Annotated in this window: 16 protein-coding genes; 5 read left to right on the top strand and 11 right to left on the bottom strand. The window is 64.3% G+C overall.

Translation table 11 applies throughout. The annotated features are described in order from the left end of the window. Nucleotide 1: 1 nt before the first annotated feature. From J2Y63_RS09695 to J2Y63_RS09705, 3 genes are all read right to left on the bottom strand, one after another. Nucleotides 2–898, bottom strand: a complete 897-nt coding sequence (locus J2Y63_RS09695) for an ABC transporter permease (RefSeq protein WP_435265905.1) — start codon at nucleotides 896–898, stop codon at nucleotides 2–4. Beyond that, nucleotides 898–1,863, bottom strand: coding sequence for an ABC transporter permease (locus J2Y63_RS09700; protein ID WP_435265906.1), 966 nt, complete (start codon nucleotides 1,861–1,863; stop codon nucleotides 898–900). Before J2Y63_RS09700 ends, J2Y63_RS09695 begins: the two co-directional genes overlap by 1 nt. 218 nt (nucleotides 1,864–2,081) lie before the next feature. Next, nucleotides 2,082–3,656, bottom strand: coding sequence for an ABC transporter substrate-binding protein (locus tag J2Y63_RS09705; RefSeq protein ID WP_435265907.1), 1,575 nt, complete (start codon nucleotides 3,654–3,656; stop codon nucleotides 2,082–2,084). 161 nt (nucleotides 3,657–3,817) lie between these two features. Here J2Y63_RS09705 and J2Y63_RS09710 point away from each other — a divergent pair, with 161 nt between their 5' ends. The 3 genes from J2Y63_RS09710 (at nucleotide 3,818) to J2Y63_RS09720 (ending at nucleotide 7,804) form a co-directional block, all read left to right on the top strand. Continuing rightward, nucleotides 3,818–5,185 carry an amidohydrolase family protein gene (locus J2Y63_RS09710; RefSeq protein WP_435265908.1) on the top strand — a complete coding sequence of 456 codons (1,368 nt, stop codon included), beginning with the start codon at nucleotides 3,818–3,820 and terminating at the stop codon, nucleotides 5,183–5,185. A gap of 13 nt (nucleotides 5,186–5,198) precedes the next feature. Further along, nucleotides 5,199–6,392 carry an amidohydrolase gene (locus J2Y63_RS09715; protein WP_435265909.1) on the top strand — a complete coding sequence of 398 codons (1,194 nt, stop codon included), beginning with the start codon at nucleotides 5,199–5,201 and terminating at the stop codon, nucleotides 6,390–6,392. A 95-nt stretch (nucleotides 6,393–6,487) separates the two neighbouring features. After that, a complete protein-coding gene (locus J2Y63_RS09720) occupies nucleotides 6,488–7,804 on the top strand; it encodes a GGDEF domain-containing protein (RefSeq protein ID WP_435265910.1) in 1,317 nt (438 codons plus the stop codon). A 6-nt stretch (nucleotides 7,805–7,810) separates the two neighbouring features. Here J2Y63_RS09720 and J2Y63_RS09725 read toward each other — a convergent pair whose 3' ends face one another. The 6 genes from J2Y63_RS09725 to J2Y63_RS09750 form a co-directional block, all read right to left on the bottom strand. Continuing rightward, the gene (locus J2Y63_RS09725) at nucleotides 7,811–9,892 is read right to left on the bottom strand and encodes a caspase family protein (protein WP_435265911.1); all 2,082 of its coding nucleotides are present in this window, start codon (nucleotides 9,890–9,892) and stop codon (nucleotides 7,811–7,813) included. 87 nt (nucleotides 9,893–9,979) lie between these two features. Beyond that, complete coding sequence (locus J2Y63_RS09730) at nucleotides 9,980–11,848, bottom strand: methyltransferase domain-containing protein (RefSeq protein WP_435265912.1); 1,869 nt, start codon at nucleotides 11,846–11,848, stop codon at nucleotides 9,980–9,982. Nucleotides 11,849–11,855: 7 nt separating this feature from the next. Then, nucleotides 11,856–14,072, bottom strand: a complete 2,217-nt coding sequence (locus J2Y63_RS09735) for a glycosyltransferase (protein ID WP_435265913.1) — start codon at nucleotides 14,070–14,072, stop codon at nucleotides 11,856–11,858. Next, nucleotides 14,069–14,509: a hypothetical protein gene (locus tag J2Y63_RS09740; protein WP_435265914.1), complete on the bottom strand. Its 441-nt coding sequence runs from the start codon at nucleotides 14,507–14,509 to the stop codon at nucleotides 14,069–14,071. The genes J2Y63_RS09735 and J2Y63_RS09740 overlap by 4 nt, the downstream gene beginning before the upstream one ends. A 125-nt stretch (nucleotides 14,510–14,634) precedes the next feature. Continuing rightward, nucleotides 14,635–16,311: a heparinase II/III domain-containing protein gene (locus J2Y63_RS09745; RefSeq protein WP_435265915.1), complete on the bottom strand. Its 1,677-nt coding sequence runs from the start codon at nucleotides 16,309–16,311 to the stop codon at nucleotides 14,635–14,637. Continuing rightward, nucleotides 16,308–16,505, bottom strand: a complete 198-nt coding sequence (locus tag J2Y63_RS09750; protein WP_435265916.1) for a hypothetical protein — start codon at nucleotides 16,503–16,505, stop codon at nucleotides 16,308–16,310. The genes J2Y63_RS09745 and J2Y63_RS09750 overlap by 4 nt, the downstream gene beginning before the upstream one ends. Before the next feature lie 276 nt (nucleotides 16,506–16,781). Between J2Y63_RS09750 and J2Y63_RS09755 the strand changes: the two genes are divergently transcribed. Together J2Y63_RS09755 and J2Y63_RS09760 are read left to right on the top strand one after the other, a co-directional pair. After that, on the top strand, nucleotides 16,782–18,209 hold the full coding sequence (locus J2Y63_RS09755) for an amidase (protein ID WP_435265917.1): 1,428 nt from the start codon (nucleotides 16,782–16,784) through the stop codon (nucleotides 18,207–18,209). Nucleotides 18,210–18,274: 65 nt separating this feature from the next. After that, a complete protein-coding gene (locus tag J2Y63_RS09760) occupies nucleotides 18,275–18,949 on the top strand; it encodes a TetR/AcrR family transcriptional regulator (RefSeq protein WP_435265918.1) in 675 nt (224 codons plus the stop codon). Here the strand turns inward: J2Y63_RS09760 and araH are convergent. Further along, nucleotides 18,946–19,896, bottom strand: coding sequence for an L-arabinose ABC transporter permease AraH (gene araH / locus J2Y63_RS09765; protein WP_435265919.1), 951 nt, complete (start codon nucleotides 19,894–19,896; stop codon nucleotides 18,946–18,948). The genes J2Y63_RS09760 and araH overlap by 4 nt on opposite strands. Continuing rightward, nucleotides 19,893–21,425 carry an L-arabinose ABC transporter ATP-binding protein AraG gene (araG, locus tag J2Y63_RS09770; RefSeq protein WP_435265920.1) on the bottom strand — a complete coding sequence of 511 codons (1,533 nt, stop codon included), beginning with the start codon at nucleotides 21,423–21,425 and terminating at the stop codon, nucleotides 19,893–19,895. Before araG ends, araH begins: the two co-directional genes overlap by 4 nt. Between the last annotated feature and the right edge of the window lie 7 nt (nucleotides 21,426–21,432).

Genomic DNA, 21,432 nt, shown 5'->3' on the forward strand with positions numbered 1-21,432 from the left:
CTTAGCGGGCCATCAGTTTCGGGTTGAAGCGATCGCGCAGATAATCGCCGATCACATTGACGGCGAGCACGAGGACGACGAGAACCGCCGCCGGCATCACGGCGATCCACCAGAGGCCGGAAAACAGGAACTGGTTGCCGATGCGGATCAGCGTGCCGAGCGAGGGATAGGTCGGCGGCATGCCGGCGCCGAGGAAGGACAGCGTCGCCTCCGTCAGGATCGCGCCGGCAAGGTTGATCGTGGCGATGACCATGACCGAGCTCATGACGTTCGGTAGGATGTGCCGGCCCATGATGCGCCCGGCGGGAAGGCCGATAACCTTGGCGGCGCGCACATAATCGCGGGCGACTTCCACCATGGTGGAGGCGCGCACCGTGCGGGCATATTGCACCCACTCGTTGACGGCGATCGAAAAGATCAGCACCAGCGGCGCCCATGTCAGCATCGTATCCGCACTAAGCTGCGCCCGCGCGATGCCGCTGATCAGCAGTGCGACGAGGATGGTCGGGAAGCTGACGAGCACGTCGGCAATGCGCATGACGATGCTGTCGACGAAACCTCCGAAGAAGCCGGCGACGAGGCCGAGCACCACGCCGAGGGCTGCGGCAAACAGCACCGCGCCGAGGCCGATGACGACGGAGATGCGCAGGCCGAACAGGATGACCGAGACGAGGTCGCGGCCCTGGTTGTCCGTGCCGAGCAGGAAGCGCGGGTCGCCGCCATCCATGAAGGCGGGCGGGATTTCCATGTCGATCAGCGAGTAGGAGGAGACGTCGCGCGGGTCCATCGGCGCGATCAGCGGCGCGAAGACGACGAGCACGAGCATGATGGCGAGCACCAGGCCGGCGATCATCACGGAAACCGGCGGCAGCCGGCGCATCAGGGTTTGCGTGGCCATTATCGTGTCCTCAGGCGCGGATCGATGAAGGTGTAGAGAATGTCGACGATCATGTTGATCATGACGAACAGGAAGCCGACGAAGAGCAGGTAGGCGGCGAGCACCGGCACGTCCGGATAACCGACGGCATTGGTGAAGAGCAGGCCCATGCCCGGCCACTGGAACACCGTCTCGGTGACGATGGCGAAGGCGATGAGCTGGCCGATCTGCAAGCCGGTGACGGTGACGACCGGCATCAGCGCGTTGCGCAGCGCCAGGCGGCCGTAGATATAGGCGCGCGGCAGTCCGCGGGCGAAGGCGAAGCGGATGTAATCCGACGACAGCACGTCGATCATCTCCGAGCGCACCAGCCGCATGATCAGCGTCAGCTGGAACAGCGCCAGCGTGATCGACGGCAGGATCAGCGACTTCAGGCCCGAAAACGTGAGAAAACCCGTCTTCCAGAGGCCGAGATCGACGAGATCGCCGCGCCCGGAGGACGGTAGCCAGCGCAGTGTAACCGCGAAGACAAGGATCAGGAGCAGACCGGTGACGAAGGTGGGCATGGAAATGCCGATGAGCGTCGTCGCCTGGGTAAGCCGCGAGAGGAAGGAATGCGGCTTTAAGGCGCAGAGCACGCCGAGCGGAATGCCGACGGCGAGCGCCAGGAAGGTGGCGACGATCACCAGTTCCAGCGTGGCGGGCAGGCGGCTCATCAGCAGGCTCACGACCGGCTGCTGATAGCGAAAACTCGTGCCGAGATCGCCGGTCAGCACCTGGCCGACGAAATCGAAGAACTGCGTGAGGATCGGCTTGTCGAGGCCGAGCGCCATGCGCAACGCATCCTTTTCCGCCTGGGTGGCACCTTCGCGCACCATGGAGGAGATCGGATCGCCGACGAAGCGGAACATGACGAAGGCGATGGCCGTCACGGCGATCATCACGAGGATGGCCTGAAGCAGCCTCATCGAGAAAAGTCTGAACATCGGAATAGTCCTTGCGAGCGATCAGGCCCCAGAAGCAGTTCCAGCAAAAGTGCGGAACGCGGTTTTGCGTCCGGAACTGCGTCGAAACAAAGTGAGCGAAAAACCGGGCCGTTTCGCTCTATTCCCTCCATGCCAGCGGCTTCTGGAGGGGTCGGGCCGGTTGCCAAGCGATCCCGGCAAGCTTTCGCCTGCCGGGATCGCGCCTCGGGAGAAACCCGCTACTGCTTGACCTGCGCGAACCACGGACGAACATATTCATCCGGGAACTGCGGGATATCGACCTTGTTGCTCATCGCCCAGGCGACCGGCTGCTGGTGCAGCGGAATGAACAGCGCATCGTCGTGGGTGATGCGGAAGGCTTCCTTCAGCATGTCGACGCGCTTGGCTTCGTCGAGTTCGACCGCAGCCGAGCGGGCGAGCGCATCGATGCGCGGATCGGAGAGGCCGTTCGGGTTCGAGCCGCCATAGGTGCCGTCATTGGTGGCGAGCAGCGCCTGAAGCACGCTGAAACCGTCCATCGGCGGAAGCGACGCCCAGCCGAGCATGTAGACGTCGAGTTCGCCGTTATCCATGCGCGGGAAATAGGTCGTCTTGCTCTCGACGCTGAGATCCACCTGCACGCCGATCTTCGCCCACATGGAGGAGATCGCGAGGCAAATCTGCTCGTCGGCGATATAGCGGTCGTTCGAGCAGGAAAGGCCCGTCTTGAAGCCATCCGGATAGCCGGCTTCCGTCAGCAGCGCCTTCGCCTTGTCGATATCGTAGTCCAGCGGCACGTCGAGCGCATCGTCATGGCCGGTGACGGCGGGGGCGACGAGCATGGCGGCGACGCGCGACTTGCCGCGCATCAGGCGCTTCTGGATCGTGTTGAGGTCGATGGCGTGCCAGAGCGCCTGGCGCACCTTGACGTTCAGCATCGGGTTGGCGACGCCGGGCGCGGCATGCAGCTCCTTCTTGAAGTTCAGCGCCAGCATGATGGTGCGCAGCGACGGGTTTTCGACGACCTTCAGGCCCTCGGTGGAAGCGATGCGGTCGACATCCTGCAAGGGAACCGGCACGACCATGTCGACTTCGCCGGACAGGAGGGCGGCGACGCGGGTGGCGTCGGAGGCGATCGGGCGGAACTCGACCTCGGTCAGGTTATGCTGCGGCTTGTCCCACCACTCCTTGTTCACCTCGAAGATCGAGCGCGAATCCGGCTCGTAGCTCTTCAGCTTGAAGGGGCCGGTGCCGTTGGCGTGGTTGCTGGCATAGGTGACGACGCCGGTCGCCGTGTTGCCCGGCTTCAGCGCATCGTGCTCCGCCATCCACGGCTTGCTCATGATGTAGATGGCGGCAAGGTCGTTGAGGAGCAGGGGATAGGGACCGCGCAGGATGAGGTCGACCGTATAGTCGTCCACCTTCTCGACGCCGGTGACGGCGGAGAGGTTTTCGCGGTTGCGCGCACCCGGATCGATCTGGCGTTCTATCGTCGCGACCACGTCGTCGGCATTGAAGGCCTGGCCTTCATGGAATTTCACGCCCTGGCGCAGCTTGAAGCGCCAGCGGGTCGGCTCGATGATTTCCCAGGAGGTGGCCAGCGCCGGTTCCAGCACCAGTTCCTTGTTGCGGCGAACGAGCGGGTCGAACACCATGTGCTGCACGCTCTGGGTAAAACTGTCGACCTGGGCGTTCGGATCATAGGAAATGACGTCGCCGGAAGCCGACCAGCGCAGCGTCTCGGCAAAGGCGGGGGCGGAAAGCGGCGCCAGGATGGCCAGCCCCGCCAGAAGGGCTTTTACAGTGGATTTCACGAGGGTTCTCCCAATTTGTATGCAGGTTCCCAAAAAATTTGCATACGATAATTCTCATTATGACTGTACATAATGCGCGCACAATATCAAGATGGCAGAATTAGATTTTGCGTACATAATCTGTAAAATATGTATGCGATCCTTGTTGGGAGAGAGATTCGATGACCAAAACCCTGTTGATCGAGAATGGCGTGATCGTCACCATGGATGCCGGCCGGCGCGTCCTGGAGCGCGGTTATGTGCTGGTGGAGGACGGCCGCATCACCGCGATCGGCGTTGAAACGCCCGCCGTCGCGCCTGAAGTGGAACGCATCGATGCCGCGGGCATGGTGGTGATGCCGGGATTGATCGACACGCACGCCCATGCCGGGCACATGCTGACCAAGGGGTTGGGCAGCGATTCCGAGGAATGGATGACGGTGACCGGCCGGATCTACGCCGAAGCGACCGATGCGGAATTCTGGGGCGCCGAGGCCGCGCTCTCCGCCGCCGAGCGCATCAAATGCGGCACCACCACCGCCGCGCTGCTGTTCGGCGGCGGGCCGGATATCATGCGCAGCGAAGCCCCGGAAGCCGCCGAGGCCCACCTTGCCGCCATCGCCGAAATGGGCGTGCGCGAGATTCTCGCCATCGGCCCCAACCGGCCGTCAGCGGCGAGTGTATACAGAAATTACCACGGTAAATTGTATAATGATATTGTCGTGTCCACCGATACACAACTCGCGGTCACAGCGGCGCTGATCGATGCCTGGGCGGGCCGCAATGACCGGTTGCAGCTTGCGGCCTCGCTGCCGGTGTTCACCGCGCAGGAGCTGGAAGACGAGGCCGTTTTCACGCTCTCCCGCAAAGCCCGGGCGTTGGCACGGGAAAAGGGCGTGCTGCTGGTGCAGGACGGCCACCGCGACGGCTCGATTGCCGCAAATGACACCCGCCTTGACCTTTTCGACGGCCGTTCGCTGCTCGCCCATTGCGTCGATCTCACCGACGCCGACCGGGAAGTGCTGAAGCGCACCGGCGCCAAGGTGGCGCACAACCCGAGCGCGCTGATGTCCGTTTACGCCCGCTGCCCGGCGCCGGAACTGATGGCGGACGGCGTGACCGTCTCGCTCGGCACCGATGCGGCGGCGCCCGACCGCTCCTTCGACATGTTCCGCAACATGTTCCAGGCGCATCGCTATCACGCCCGCCATTTCTGCGACGACACCGTGCTGCCGCCACTCCAGCTTCTCGAAATGGCGACGATCGAGGGCGCCCGCGCGCTTTCGATGGAGGACGAGATCGGCTCGCTGGAGGTCGGCAAGCGCGCCGATATCCTGCTGATCAACATGCGCCAACCGCATCTCTGGCCGCCGGTCGATCCAGTGCAGCGCCTCGCCCGCTTCGCCAACGGTGCCGATGTCGACACGACCATCGTCGACGGCCGCGTTCTGATGCGCGGGCGCAAACTGCTGCATCAGGATGAAGGCGCGATCCTCGACCGCGCGGAGGCGCCGTTCCGGCTGGCAATGAAACGCGCCGGGCTGGCCTGAGGGAGGACCGGACATGACCGCAGACATTCTCATCCGCAACGCCCGCCCCATGGGCGGCGAGCCGGTGGACCTCGTCATCCGCGACGGCCATTTCAGCACGGCCGGCGACCCTGCCGCGCAGGAGATCGACGCCTCCGGCCATATCGCGCTGCCCGGGCTCGTCGAGGCGCATACCCATCTCGACAAGACGCTGATCGGCATGGACTGGTTCGAAAACCGCATCGGCCCGACCCGAAACGAGCGCATCCTTGCAGACCGCAAGGCCAAGCGGGAGCTCGCCATCGATGCGCGCCGGCAATCCGCCCGCCAGATTCTCCAGACGCTGCAACACGGCGTTCTCCACATCCGCAGCCATGTCGACATCGACACCGAAATCGGCCTCGCCAACATCGAGGGCGTTCTCGAAACTCGCGAGGCGCTGCGGGATCTTGTCGATGTGCAGGTCGTCGCCTTTCCGCAGAGCGGCATGCTGCCGCGCGCGGGCACGCTGGAATTGATGGATGCGGCGATGCGGGCCGGCGCCGATATCGTCGGCGGCATCGATCCCGCCACGATCGAGCGCGACCCGGTGCGCCATCTCGACGCGATCTTCGCGCTCGCCGACCGCTACACAAAACCTGTCGACATCCACCTGCACGAACTCGGCGAGCTCGGCGCCTTTTGCCTCGAACTGATCATCGAACGCACCCGCGCGCTCGCTTTGCAGGGCCGGGTGATGGTGAGCCACGCCTATTGCCTCGGCATGCTGGAGCCGAGCCGACAGCGCGCGCTCATAGAGGCGCTTGCGGCCGAGCGGATCGCCGTGATGACGGTCGCCAGTCCCGCCGCGCCCGCCCTGCCGCTGCGCCTGATGCGGCAATGCGGCCTGGTCGTCGCGTCCGGTTCGGACGGCATCCAGGGAACCTGGGAGCCCTGGGGCAATGGCGACATGCTGGAGCGGGCAAAATATCTCGCACAGCGCAACGGCATGACCAACGATGCCGACCTTGCCGAGACCACCCGCATCTGCACCTTCGGCGGCGCCGAGAGCATCGGTCTTGCCGGCTACGGTTTCGCGGACGGCGATTTCGGCGACCTCGTGCTGGTGCCGGCCCGCACGCTCGCCGAAGCCGTCGCGCTGACGCCGCAAAAACGCACCGTCATCCGCCGCGGCCGCATCGTTGTACGGGACGGTGTGCCGGCGGCGAGCTTATCCGCAGCCGAATAACGTTTGTGCCCCACGTAAACCAAATCCTTACACCGACGCACTAATCTCCTCGGACCCTGGATGGTCACGCCTTATCCGTAGCGAGTACCGAGCGCATGAGCATGCCTGAAGCCGCCAAGACGAACGCCCTTTCGCCCCATGATGGGGCAGCAGGCGATCCGGCTCGTGCACGATCACGCCAGGAGGTGGATTTCTGGATGGATTGCGTCGGCGCGCCGCTGGTTCTCATGGAGAAGCAGGCGCTGACGGTGCGTTATGCCAACCGCAATGCCGCGATCCTCTTCGGCCTCGGCCTGGAGCCGTTTGGCGCCTGCCCGGTGGACGAGTTGGTCGGCCCGGAAGCGGCGCTGATGCTTGGCCAGATCTGGAGCGTAGCGCCCGTCGGCGTTCCGGGGGAACCTTTCCTCATCCGCGCGCTCGTCCAGGGCCAGGAGCGCACGCTCATGGTGCAGGTCACCAAGCTCGCGGTGGAAGACGAGATCCTGCGCCTTTTCAGCTTCGTCGATGCGCCGCCGCAAGGTTCCGTGACGCTCGCCGGCTGGCAGGAAAACGTCATCTCGCTGCTCAACTGGCTGCCGTTCGGCTTCGAGATCGCCAGCTCCGAAGACCAGATCCAGTTCGCCAATTCGACCTTCAAGGAGCTGTTCGGCTACACGATGGACGACATCGCCAATATCGAGGACTGGTGGCGGCTTGCCTACCCGGACCCTGAATATCGCGAATTCGCCCGCACGCAGTGGCACACGTCGATCGCCGCGGCGCGCGCCGAAGACCGCGAGATGACGCCGTTCGACCTGGACGTGATGACGGCCAGCGGCGCCCGGCGCACCATCCAGTTCCGCCACCGCACCATCGGCAATTTCAACGTCAATCTCTATATCGACGTGACGCGCGAGCGGGCCTATGCCGAAGAGCTCAAAGTTCTGGCGGATACCGATCCGCTGACCGGCGCGATGAACCGGCGGCGCTTCTTCGAGGAAGCCGATCGCATCCATGCGGACAGCCAGCGGCGCGGCACGCCGATCGCCTTCCTGATGCTCGACATCGATCACTTCAAGTCCATCAACGACAGATACGGCCATGGCGTCGGCGATCTCGTGCTCATCGAGTTCACCCGGCGCTGCCGCGAGGTGCTGCATCCCGGCGATTGCTTCGGCCGGATGGGCGGCGAGGAGTTCGCCGTGGTTTTGGGCGCGGGCACGCGGGAAACCGTCTACGCGGTGGCCGAGAACATTCGCAGCGCAATCGGCGCAGACCTTTTCGCCGTCGGCCTCGAACCCTTCAAAGTCTCGGTCAGTGCCGGCGGCGCGATATGCGAGACCGGCGAAAGCGTCGGCTCGGTCATTTCCCGCGCGGACAACGCCCTCTACGACGCCAAGAAATCCGGCCGCGACCGCGTGATCATCCGTTAAAGCGGTTTATTTGACGGCTATCGGCTGGAAGCTTGAGGCGAATTTTTCGGCTTTCTTGACCGCCTTGTTGCCGAGTTTCTCGCTGAGCGTCGCCACATTCTCCTGCGCCCGCTCGACGCCGTTGGTCTTGGCCAACGTAAACCAGGCGAGCGCTTCGGCGGGGTCCTTCTTCAGGCCGATGCCGTCGAGATAGAGCGTGGCGAGCCGGAACTGCGCCTCATTATAGCCCTGCCGCGCAGCCTTGCGGATCCACTCGGCGCCGGCGGCCGGGTTTTGCTTCAGGGCGCTGCCGTCAATATAGAGGTCACCGAGCCGCAGTTCGGCATAGATATGCCCCATCTCGGCGGCCCCCGTCAGCAGGATTTCCGCCTGTGCGACGTCCTTCGGCACCGCTTTGCCGTCGAGATAATAGGCCGAAAGCTTCTCCATGGCCGGGGCAAAACCCTGTTTCGCGGCCCGCCAGAGCCAATAGGCCGCCTTTTGCGGATCAGCACTGACGCCAAGGCCGTTTTCGTAGATGAGCGCGAGGTTGAACTCGGCGAAGACGTTCTTTTTCGCAGCGCCGAGCACATACCAGTAACGGGCCTCGTTCAGGTTTTTCTCGATGCCGCGGCCGTCGCGATAGACGTCGCCGAGCGAGCGATAGGCAATCGGGAAGCCGGCAGCGGCGCCCGTGCGATAGATTTCACGCGCCTCGGCGTGGCGGCCCGCGGCGTCGATCGCCCGGCCGTAGTTCATGAGAATGCGAAAACTGTCCGGATATTGTTTGAGCGCCGCCATGCAGGCGGGAACGGCGGTGTCCGGCTTGATCTGCTTGAAATAGACGCCGACGGCAGGGTCGGCGATCTCCTGCACATGGCCGGCCTCGCGGTCGCAGTCGGTGATTTCCGGATAGAGCGGGTTTTCCGAGAATTCCTCGTAGTTCGCCGTAACGCGCCCGGAAATTGCCGGCACCGTCTCGTCGGAACCCTTCGTGGCGTCCTCCAGCCGCAGGCGCGCGAGCTTGGCGAAGACACCCTCAGGGAACTTTTCGAGGTAGATGCGGTATTGTTCGGCGGTGCCTGCGGCCTGGATGTCGTTCCACATCAGCAGGTCTTCGGCGGCATTAATGCTGCGGTCGACGGCAAGAGCTGCGACTTCCTCTTCCTTGGGCTTCTTAGCCTCCTCCAGCACCTCCACCCGCATCTCGGCAATGTCAGCGAAGAGCCCCTGCGGGAAGGTGGCGAGATAGGACTTGTAGCTTGCGGCGTTGTCCTCGTCCGCCGCGGCCTGCCAGGCCTCCGCATCCTGCGTCGCTTCTGCCGAAAATTTCGGCTCCTCCGGCAGCGCTTCGGTGAAGAAGAAATCCTTGGTCAGCGAGGAATTGTCCCACGGCACCTGCTCGCCGCCGGTCTCGTCGACCACCCGTTCGCGCACGCGCTTGAAAACCTGCTCGATCGGCAGGCCCGGCGCGGTGATGAGCTCGGCCAGCGCCTTCGTGAACGGGCTGTTTCCTTTCGTGCCGTCGGTCGCGACCTTGCCCGGCGCCGTGGCGAAGGCGATGAAGGTGCCGAGCGGGCCGGTGGCGCGCGCAAGCCCGCGGGTCGCACCATCATTGGCCGCGGCGCCCGCCGAGCGGTTGGTCTCCAGCGGATTGTTGCGGCAGGCATCCACGATGAAGACGGCGATGCGAGGCCGAACCCGTTCGATCTGCTCCGTCACCATCTTCAGGCTGAAAGCCTCAAGCGGCAGGTCGGACGAGCTCGTGAGCTGGCTGTCCGTCGGGATCAGGTAGTTCTCGTCGGCAAACTGGATGCCGTGACCGGCATAATAAATGACGGCATTCGTTTCTGGCGTCAGCGCATCGGCAAAGCTGCGCATCGCGCGCACCATCTGCTGGCGGTTGCCGTCGATGACCGGGAAGGTCTTGAAGCCCGCCGCCGAAAGCGCCTTCTCCATCAGCCGCGCGTCACCCTCCGCATTGGGCAGATGCGGGAGCGCGCTGTATTTGCCGTTGCCGATCACCAGCGCGACACGGTTTTCCTTGGCGGCGAACGTTGCCGTCGCCGTGCAGAGAAGGAACGCGAGAAGCAGAAAGAAACGTTGCATGTGCATCGGCATCCCATGAAAGTCCGACCAGCCATTACAGCATAGTCCCGCAGCCTGATATTGAGCAAGACGGGATGCGTCGGCGCATTATTCTGTGTCTCCGCCGTCGAAGCGACCTTCCAGCATGCCGGCGAGCACGTCTGCGCCGTTTTGCCAGCGTGCGCCGGTGATGGCGACGCAGGCGGCCGTCAGTGCGGCCCGTGCATCGGCCGACAGCAACCTGTCGATGGCGGCGGAAAGCCCCACTTCGCCATCGCCCAGGCGGTGCATCAAGGCGGCGCCACGCTCTTGCGCCCAGCGGGCGCGGTCGACCTGGCGGTCCATGTCTGGGCTTTCGTCCGGCACGAACAGGGTGGGAATGCCGCCAACAATGTGCTCGTGGAAGGTGTTGTATCCCGCCCGCACGATCGCAGCATCGAAGGCGCGGCTATGGGCATAGGCGGGGTGGAGGGTAACCAGGCGATGACGCGTCGGGTGGCGTGGCGCGACGTTTCCGGTGAGCGGCGATTTCAGCTCCACGATGTGGATGTCCGGCCTCGCCAGCAGATCGTCGAGCAGCCGTCCATGCAGATGCGTGAGATCCGGATTGGAGGAGCGAGAGAGATCGACGAGGACGACGAAACCCTCCTGCGGCAGGCCGAGTGCCTGGCGGGCGGCGCCACGCTCCAGGCGCTCCGAGGGATCGATCAGCAGCATCGGCGGCACCAGCGTGGTCTTCGCGCGGTCAGTGGTGGTCGGCCCCGTGTCGAGGGCTGCGGCATAATCATCCGGCTCGATGATGATGGGGAAATGCACGCCCGCGCCAATATAGCTGGCATGGTGGCTCGGCCACATGGCGCGCCGGATCCAGACCGCCTGGAGCTTCGCATTGTTGCGCAGCACCTCGATGATGCCATCGAAGACGAAGTTGACGTCGTAGATCAGGGTCGTGACGTGGTAGGCGTCGAGCAGCAGCTCGATCTCCGCGGCGAGCCGGGCGTTCCAGGCGCCGGGCTCTTCGCCCGAGAGGCCGTGGTGCGGAACGAAATGCACCGGAAACCCCATGTCACGCACGATCCCCGCACTGTAGCTCATCGTCAGGAAGGCGGCAGGACGGTGCTTCAGGCGTCGGGCGACTGCGAGCTGGCGCGTGAGATGTCCCTGGCCGATGCCGTTGGCCGAGACGAACAGCACCGCATCCGGGCGATGAGGAGAGGGCGCGGAGGCTGCAAGGTGCATGGCCGGAGAAGCCGCGACCGGCTCCTCCACCTGCCGCTTTTTGAGCAGGAAGACGGAATTGTTGTTGAAGCCGCGCCAGGCGTCTTCCGGCACGTTGATGGCGAGGAGCCGTTCGGCTGGAACGAGGCGGGTCGCGTCATAATTTCCCGGCAGCGGCAGGGCCGAACCCAGGGTCTGCAAAAAATCCTCCGGCGAGAAAATCCGCATATGATCCCACTGGCCGAAATGGTCGGTGCGGTAGTCGCTCGTCTGCTCGTCCAGAGCCTCGCGAAAGCCGCCTTCGAGGAAGGGCACGCTGAAGATATGCAGGCCGCCGGGCTTCAGAAGGCCGTCCAGGCGCGCAGCCACCGCCTTGTAGTCACACGCCACATGCTCCAGCACGTGATTGTGCAGCACGATATCGAAGGAAGCGGGGGCGAAGCGGTCGAGATCGCTGCACAGGTCGATGCGCGTGACGGGGAAGGAGAACTGGCCCGGATCGAGATCGCCGCAGAGATAGTTGCCGCCGAAGCGGTTGCGCAGGATGGTGGCGAGGCATTCTTCGGGTGCCAGATGCAGGACGCGGCGGTTTCCGGAGAGTAGGCCGCGCGAGCGCAGCAGCTCGAAGATCAGCCGGTGACGCTCCAGCGAGCCGCAGCCTTCGCACCGCACATTCCTGCGGATGAAGGCACTGCCCGCCTTGCCATAGGTATCCCCGAAGGCCGAACTGCCACAGATGTTGCAGGCTGGTGGGGTCACCACATCCTCACGTGCTGCCGAGCTTCGTTATGTCCCAATCGGTGCGCAGCATGCGCGCGTGATCCTCCACATAGCGGGCGATGTCCACGGCGCCGTTCTTCCACACGATCGATTGACAACGGCGAATGACGGCCGCGCGTTCCAGCGGGTCCAGCAGGCGCTCGACATGCTGGGCGGCGAAGCCGAGATCGTAGTCACGGCGCATCATCCAGCCGCGGCCGGTGAGTTCGGCCCAGCGGGCGCGGCTCGCCTGAAGGTCCATCTCGTCACCCTCGTTCGGCACGAAGAGCGTTGGGATAGAACCCAGCACCTGTTCGTGGAACGTGTTGTAGCCCGCGGCCGAGATCGCCGCGTCGAAGGCCCGGCTGAAGCGGAAGCTTGGGAAGAGTTCGACCGTGCGATGCCGCTCGCCGAGAATTTCGAGGCCCGCGGCATTCGGCGTGATCGGCGACTGGATTTCCAGCGCGATCGTATCGGGACGCCTGAGCACCTCGGCAAGAAGCGATGCGCGCAAGTCCTTGACTTCGAAATTGGCCCCCGCGCCGAGTTGGAACGCCACGACCGTCATGCCGTCCGGGATGCCGAGCGCGGCGCGGGCACTTTCGCGCGACATGCGCTCCGAAGGATCGAGGTGCAGCACCGGCGGCACGAGGAAAACCTCCTTGCGGCAGGCGGCCGTCGGGCCGTGGTCGAAGGTTTCCGCCAGTTCGCCCGGCTCGATGACGGCGTCGAAACTGTCTGAGAATTCGAGGAAGACGCGGTGCGATTCCTGCCAGAGCGGGCGGCGGACCCAGATCTTGAAAATATCCGGAAACATGTCGAGCGCCCGCGTCACGCCCTCGAAGACGGCTGTGGCGTCATAGGCGAAGACGGCCGGGCGCAGATGGGCGACGAGCTCGAACAATTCTTCGGCAAGGCAGGTGTTCCAGTCCTCCGGGTCCGCTTCCAGAATGCGGTGATGCGGCAGGAAATGCGCCTGATAGCCGTGCTGCACGGCCGCCTTCATGGAATAGGACATAGTCGCGAAGACCGGCGTCAGATCCGGCGGCAGGCGCTGGGCGATCGCCAGCTGCTGGATGAGATGGCCGACGCCGATGCCGTTGCTGGAGGCGAAAAGCACGTTTCGCTGCGGAAACGGCGGGAAAAGCCCGTCAGCGGCCGGTGATGTTGTTTCGTCACCCATGATGCGCGCGACGCGATCGCTATAGATCGCCGCATCATAGTTGTTTTCGACGAAACGGCGGGCCTGCTCGCATTGGGACCGGTGGAGCGCCGGATCGGCCACGAAACGCGCGATGACGCTTTCGACTTCGGCCGGTTCCGCATAGACGGCCGCCTTTGCGAAGAGCACCGCGAAATGCGGGGGGAGGATCACGACGAGGCCGGTCGCCAGCGCTTCGAGGATCGTGCGTCCAAAAGCCTCCGACCAGGCGGGATCGTGGAAATAGACGTAGAAATCAAGCGTGCCGAGGAAATCCGGAACGCCATCCCAGGCGAAGGGGATCAGCTCCCAATTGGTGGGAAGCGTGCCGTATTTCTCCGCAAGATACGCATCGGCACCGAGCGCCCGCACGCGAAAACGGCTGCCATCGGCCGGATAGGCGAGGCGTGCGTCTTCCGCGGTCGGCCATTTCAGGGGGTCGGGGCGCGAATGGCGGCCAATCACGACGGGGTAGGCGGGCGGGCGGACCGGTTTTGCCGGCCAGTCGTCGAGTTCTATGAGGTTGCCCCAGTCCTCGTCCAGCATATGCGCATAGGGCGGCAGCAGGCGCGGCAGGCTGTCGCGCACGACGGCGCTGACGGGGGCGAGATGCACGTCGGCGCCGAAGGCATCGCTGGCATGCGCGATGACGCGGTCCAGGTCGTATTGCCGGCGGCCGTTACCGTCATACATCGGGTGGTGCAGCACGATCAGCAGCTTGTCGGTGGTGATCGACAGCCGTCGCGTCGGGCGGTTTTCGACGATCGTCGGGTGGTGGATCAGCGTCAGGCGGGCCATGAGCCGCATGTCGGGATCGATGCGCTCCGTCAGCCCGTCGTCGATCAGTTTTCGCAAATCGGGATGCATGGGAAAGGGCAGGCCGAGCAGGGGGCCTTTGATGGCGAGAAGCCCCGTCCGTAGACCCGACCGGGCGGCCGCCCGGATCTCGACGGCGAGCGCGGTCGATGTCCCTCCCTCGAAGCGCACGTCGGCGACGAAGAGGATGTCAAGCGTCGCACTCATCGCTCGTTCCGGGCCGTCATGCGCGGAGCGGCGGCGAGGAAGGCATCGATGTTCTGCCCATAGCTGACGACATGCACCGGCTGCCATTTCGAAACGAGCAGTTGCCAGCGCTTGGCGAGATAGGCATTCCACGAAATCTCGGCGGCATGCAGCTTCTGTTCGAGCGCCGAGGGCAGATATTCGAAGATCGCACCGCGGTTGCGGAAATGCATGAAGTCGAGGCTGTCGGTGAGATAAACGATCTTGTGCCGGCCGCCGAAGCGTTGGTTCGTCACGTCGATGATCTCGTCGACCTGCGCGGCATCGACACCGATGAGGGTGACGATGATCGCGCTGAGCGAGGGCTGCGAGGCATAGATTGCGAGGGTCGGCTCCGGCTCGGCCTCCGGTGTTGCAGGCTTTGGGCCGCGCCGCGGCAACCAGCCGAAAATCCCCATTCCGCCTCCTCCTCGATCCCCCGGACAGGCCGGAAAGCGCCGATGAATCAAGGCTATTGCCGGGATTTGGCGGAGTCAAACGAAGTCTGCACGATGCGGGTGGAAATAGCGGGGTGAGACGACATTCAGATGCTAAGCGGCCAGCCGGCGATCGCCGCTGGTTTCCATCCTCCGGCGTCACCGGCGAGGGAGAACCTGACGGTAATGGATTGCGCCTCCCTTGACGCCGGCACGTCAAAGAACAAGCGTCCGAAGGCGGCGTTGCTGCTCTCGCCCGCGGGGGAAGGAGCCGTTTCAAACGACCAGACGAGCCCTGCCGGTTCCAGGATTTCCGCCTCCGCCATCACATCCCCCAAGGCGAGTTTGGCGCGTGCGCCATCGAGGGTCACCGTCGCTTGTGTATAGATCTGCCATGTCGCGCGGAGCGGCGGACCGTCGCCCGACTCCAGTTCGTCGACGATGAAGACTGCGCCGCCATCCGCCAGCGCGACGCCCCGACGCCAGACCGATGGCCGCTCGTCAAAAATCTCGTAGGCCGCAAAGCGGTTTTCGCCCTCCTCTCCGGTGCCGAGGAGAGTTGCGTAGGCGTCGATCGATTGCCCTGTGCCATCGATAAGCAGCGTGTTATGGGCGGCGGTCTGCGTGCGAAAATAGCCGAACCGCCGCGCCCGATCGAAATAGCCGGGCAGGGCATAGTTCTCCCGGCCGAGTTCGCCGGCAAAACGCTGGCCGGCCATTTCCAGCACGAAGGTGCCGAGGTCCAGATGGGCGTGGTTGACATCGTTGCGGCCACCCTTGAGGGCCAGCCAGGTTGTGCCCTTGCGCAGCACCGCGATGCCCGCCGGTTCATAGGCAACGGGTCCGTCGCCCGCGGTCGTCGTTTCGATGTCCGGCGCGCACCAGAGAAGATCAAAGGGATGCGGGTCGCCGGGAGCGGCATGCTGCCAGGCCATGGCTTCCCGATCGCCCGTGCGGTTGGCGAGCCAGCCGAGCACCGGCGAACGGCGCGGCTCTTCCGTCGCATCGCCGAAATTGAATACCCGTCCGCTGGGACCGGTGAGATCGCGCCCGTAGCGCCAAGTGCTGAGGAGTGCTCTGGGTGTATCGGGGCCGATGCCCAGGTCCTTCATAAATGCCTGCGCGAGCACGGCGTAGCGCACGGCATATTCCCAATAGTCCGGGCCTTCCAGATAACCGCCATCCGCCTCGAAAGCACGCAAGCCGTGGTTGATGGCCGGCACGAAGCAGCCGAGCGCGGCGTCTCGGACTTCCTTCTCGTCGCCCTCCAGCGCGGCTGCACCGGCGATCATCCCGGCACAACAGACGATGTTCCAGTTGTTTTTCGCTGCCATCCAGGGCGCACCGGCCGCAGCAGCCGCAAGGCCGGGGGAAAGCCCTTTTTCGACGATTGCCGTCGCCAGCGTGTCGCGCTCGGTGCGCGAGAGGAGGGGGCGGGTCCAGAGAAGACCGAGCGCCACGCCCGTCGTCATTTCGGCAGTATCGAGGAAATGGACGGGATTCCAGCTCGGAAACGCCGCGGCGTTCAGAATTTCGCGGATCGCCCGTCTGCGATGGGTGCTGCCGCCGGTGAGGCAATCGGCGATGGCCAGCGTCGCGACACGGTCGATCAGCTTGCGGCTGGTCGGCAGGATGACGTCCCGCCCGTCTTCCCGTTCAAGCTCAAGTAAAGGAGCAGTCTGGATATCGCTGGCAGCCTGTAGAACAGCCGCAGCGTATCGTCTACCGGTACTGGAAGACCGCGCCGATAGCCGGATTCGCGCCGGATCGAGAGAAAGGATCAATAATTGCTACGGCCGCGGGTCGTCGTTGCCACTTCGCGGGCAGTCTTCTTCTTCACGACTTTACAGGGGCCTTGCTTGCACTTGACGGTCGTGACCGTCGGCTTGCCAGCGGTTGTTTCGCAGCCGCTCAAGAAGAGAGACGCTGACAACATGGCCGCGAGTGAAGTCCATTTTGCGGCAACAAATTTGGTCATGACCCTGCCCCACTCAGGTTTAGCTGATCTTCATGGAATGCGACCTGCCAAGTAAAGTCAATATCCGGATTGCCCAAAACGGGGTGGGGTCCTTGTTTTCTCTGAAGTTTCATATGGCCGACATGGCCAGGGCGCTTGCGCGGGATTTTGAGGTTGGAGAAAGGTCGGTCGTCGCGCAAAAACTATTTGACTGAGTATTCAGTTTGTTTTCTATTTTGCTTCATCGGCCAGCGGGGAGGAGCTGCGTGGCCGACAGGATTTCACACCGGAGGACCCATGAGCGATCTCGATCTCTGCTACCTGCCCGCCCACGAAGCGCTTCGCCGCTTCAAAAGCCGGGAGCTTTCTCCCGTCGACCTGATGGCGGCGACGATCCGCCGGGCAGAAGCGGTGAAGGCGCCGATCAATGCGCTGACCTACATCCATTTCGACGAAGCGATGGCTCTCGCCCGAAAGGCGGAGGCGAAATATGCGCGGGGTGTGCGCACCGGCGCGCTGGAGGGGCTGCCGGTCGGCATCAAGGACGAGAGCGAGATCGAGGGCAAGCCCAGCTCCATGGGCTCGCTCATCCACAAGGACCATGTCAGCACGCGCACCTCGACAATGAATGCGCGCATCCTGGCGGCGGGCGGCATCGTGCATGCGCGCACGGCGACGCCGGAATTCTGCTGCTCCGGCGCCACTTGGTCGCGGCTGTGGGGCGTCACGCGCAATCCCTGGAACCCGGAATTCACCTGCGGCGGCTCCTCCGGCGGTGCCGGGGCTTCGCTTGCGGCGGGCACGTCTTCGCTGGCGACCGGCTCCGATATTGGCGGCTCGATCCGCATTCCGGCCGCCGCCTGCGGCGTCGTCGGCTACAAGCCGCCCTATGGCCGCAACCCGGACGACCCGCCGTTCAACCTGGATTTCTTCTGCCATACCGGCCCGATGGCCCGCACGGTCAAGGACGCGATCCTGCTGCAGAACGTCATGACCGGCCCGAGCCCGCACGATATCACGACGCTTCGGCCGAAACTGCGCCTGCCGCTGGAATACAAGCCGATCAAGGGCTGGAAGATCGCCTTTTCTATGGATCTCGGTTTCTTCGAGGTCGATCCGGATGTGCAGAAGAACACGCTCGCCGCCCTCGACGTCTTCCGTTCGCTCGGCGCGACGGTCGAGGAGGTCGATCTCGGCTGGAAGCAGAACGTGCTCGATGCCGGCATCGGCTACCTGCAACATCTCTTTGGAGGCTACGTCTCGAAACTGCTCGACGCGCATGCCGACGAGATGACGACCTATGCACGGCAGTTCGCCGAGCGGGGCAGGGTTTCCAGATCGACGGATTTCGTCGCGACCCTGGAGGTAATCGGCGAGATGTACCAGACGCTGGGGCCGCTGCTGGAGCGCTATGACGTGCTCGTCTGCCCGACCAATGCGCTGCCCGCCGTACCGGCCGATTTCGACCAGTCCAAGGACACGGTCGAGATCAATGGCAAGGTGGTGCATCCCATGCTCGGCTGGGCGATGACGACGCCCTTCAACATGATGAGCCGCTGCCCCGTTCTGTCCGTGCCCACGGGCCATGCCGGCAACGGCGTGCCGACCGGTATCCAGATCGTCGGCCGCACCTATTGCGACGCCGATGTTTTCCGCGCCGGGATCGCCTTCGAGGAAGCGCAGGGCGGCTGGTATCGCGATGCGGCGGGCCGTCCGGCCTTGTAACGTTGACCCAGGCTGTCCGTCGTCCGATAAGGCGACGGACCGTCCGGCAATCCGAGACCCTTGCAGTGAAGAAACCCAAAGCCGCCACCAGCGACGATGCGCCGATCACCAAGGCCGGCAAGGCCGATCGCCGTCACCTGCGCGGGCAGGCGAGTGCCCAGCGCATCATCGACACCACCATCCGCCTGATCGCGGAGGACGGCATGGCCGCGGTCACCATGCAGCGCATCGCCGGCGAGATCGGCTCGTCCAATGCGCTGGTCGTCTTCCATTTCGGCACGAAGGAGAAGCTTTTTCGCGCGGCGCTGGAATATCTCAACGACCAGTTCGCGCGCCTCTGGCAGGAGACCGTGCGCCGGCCGGACCTTTCGGCGGCGGGGCGCATCGTCGCAGCACTCGATTGCGCGCGGCATTTTCGCAGCCGGCATCCGGACTGGGTTTCCGTCTGGGTGCTGTTCGGCAGCGACCGCCAGACCCTCCAGCTTGATCGCCAGATCAGCCTGCCCAACGACCGCGCCTATCTCGCCGAAACCCGCGCGCTGCTTGCCGAGGTCGCCCGCGACGGCGGCCACGTGGGCGTGGATACGGAGACACTCGCCGAAGGCCTCAACTATCTCGTGCAGGGCGCCTGGTACTGGGACACGTTCAATCCCGACCAGGTCCGCTCCGACGCCCTGCAAAAGACAGCCATGACGCTGCTACGCGAGGCCTTTCCCGGCAGCTTTCCGCCCCCGAACTAGGTTCGGCGGCCCGCGGCGGCAGAGCGCAGGTTGTCGAGCAGCACGGCGAGCAGCAGGATCAGGCCGCGCACGACATATTGGTAGAAGGCCTGGATGTTGAGCAGATTCATGACGTTTTCGGCAATGCCCATGATGAGCACGCCGACGATGACGCCCGTCATCGCCGCCCGCCCGCCGGCCAGCGACACGCCGCCGAGCACGCAGGCGGAGATGACCGAGAGTTCGAGGCCCGTCGCGGCGTTCGGCTGGCCCGAGGTGATGCGCGAGGCGAGCAGCACGCCGGCAACGGCGCAGACGAGGCCCTGAAGCGCGAAGATCCAGATGCGCATATTGGAGACGTTGACGCCGGCCAGGCGCGAGGCTTCCGGATTGCCGCCGATCGCCAGCGTGTTCTTGCCGAAGACCGTGCGGTTGAGCACGAAGCCGAAGATGATGAAGAATACGGCCATGACCCAGATCGGTGTCGGGATGCCGAGGAACTTTGACAAGGCGAGCTGATAAAAACCCGGATCGTTGATGCCGACGGCGCGGCCGTCGGACGCGATCAGCGCCAGGCCGCGCACGATCTGCATGGTGGCGAGCGTCGTGATGAGCGCGTTGATGCGGAAGCGGGCGATCACCACGCCATTGACGAGGCCGACAGCGCCGCCGCAGAGCAGCGCCGCGAGGAGGCCGATGATGATCGACCCCGAGGCGTTCGAGGCCATGACGGCGACCATGCCGGAAAAGGCGACGGTGGAGCCGACCGAGAGGTCGAAATCGCGCGAGGCGAGGCAGAACATCATCGTGCAGGCGACGATGCCGATGGTGACGACCGATTGTAAGAGGCCGAGCATGTTGCGCTCGGTCAAAAAATTCGGGACCGTCAGGGCCACGATGGCGAAGGCAATGGCGAAGATGACGACCAGACCCTGTTCGCCGAGGAGGAGTTTTTTCAGAGACGTCATCGTGACTGGACCTGCTGGTTGGGAAGTTCGCTGGCGCTCGCCACGTCGGGAAGGGCGGCGGCGAGGATGCGGCGCTCGTCGAAATCGGCGCGCTCGATATCGGCCGCCACCCGGCCCTGGCACATGACCATGATGCGGTCGGTGATGCCCATCACCTCCGGCAGTTCGCTGGAGATGACGACGATCGCCATGCCCTGGCCGGCGAGTTCGTAAAGAATCTCGTAGATTTCCGACTTGGCACCGACATCGATGCCGCGCGTCGGCTCGTCGATGATGAGGACTTTGACACCCTGCTCGGAAAGCCAGCGGCCGAGGATGACCTTCTGCTGGTTGCCGCCAGAGAGGTTGACGATCTCCTGTTTCCGGGAGGGCGTGCGCACGCGCAGTTTCGCGATGAAGCGCTCGGCAAGCTCCGCCTCCTTCTTCGGCTGCAAGATGCCGAAGGGCGAGAAATGCCGGCGCGAGGAGATCGCCATGTTCTCCTCGATATTGCGTCCCTGCACGATGCCGTCGAATTTGCGGTCTTCTGGGCAAAGCACGATGCCGGAGCGGATCGACTGCGGCGGGCTGTCGGGCGCGACCGTGACGCCATCGACGCTGACGGTGCCCTGCGAACGGCTGTCGGCGCCATAGACCAGGCGCGCCATCTCGCTGCGGCCGGCGCCGATCAGGCCGAAAAAGCCCAGGATTTCGCCCTGGCGGACGGAAAAATTGATCGGCGTGCGCAGCTTGCGGCCGGCGAGGTCCTTGACCTCCAGCCGCACGGCGCCGCGCTCGCGCGGGCGAAAACCCCAGATGTTGGAAATCTCGCGGCCGACCATTTCGGCGATGATCTGCTCGCGCGTGATCTGTGCGATTTCCGGATGGTGCGCGGCAAGCTTGCCGTCGCGCAGCACGGTGAGGCTGTCGCAAAGGCGAAAAATCTCGTCGAGGCGGTGGGAGACGTAGAGAATGACCTTGCCCTGCGCACGCAGGCGATCGATCAGCGTGAAGAGGATTTCGCTTTCGCGGGACGAGAGCGAAGAAGTCGGCTCGTCGAGCGCGATGACGCGCGCATCCGCCATGACGGCCTTGGCGATCTCGACCATCTGGCGCTCGCCGATCGAGAGGGAAGCCACCTTGGCGGTCGGATCGATGTTGATGCCGATGTCCGCAAGCTTCTGCTTCACCACGCCAACGAGGCGCGAGCGGTCGATCACGCCGGCCTTGCCGGGGAAGCGGCCGAGCCAGAGATTTTCGGCGACCGTCAGCTCGGGCACGAGCTGGAGTTCCTGGTGAATGACGATGACGCCGGCGTCGAAGGCATCACGCACCGAGCGGTAGTGCTGCAACTGGCCGTCGATCCGGATCTCGCCGGTATCGGCGGATTGATCGCCCGAGAGCACGCGGATGAGGGTCGATTTGCCCGCGCCGTTTTCGCCCATAAGGCCGTGCACCGCGCCCTTCTTCACCGAGAAGGAAACGTCGGCGAGCGCCTGCACGCCGGGATATCCCTTGGATATCGCCTTGAATTCAAGAAAGTCCTGCATCTCTCCA

The organism is Shinella sp. BE166 (genome assembly GCF_051201095.1).
In the GTDB taxonomy this organism is placed as follows: Bacteria; Pseudomonadota; Alphaproteobacteria; order Rhizobiales; family Rhizobiaceae; genus Shinella; species Shinella lacus.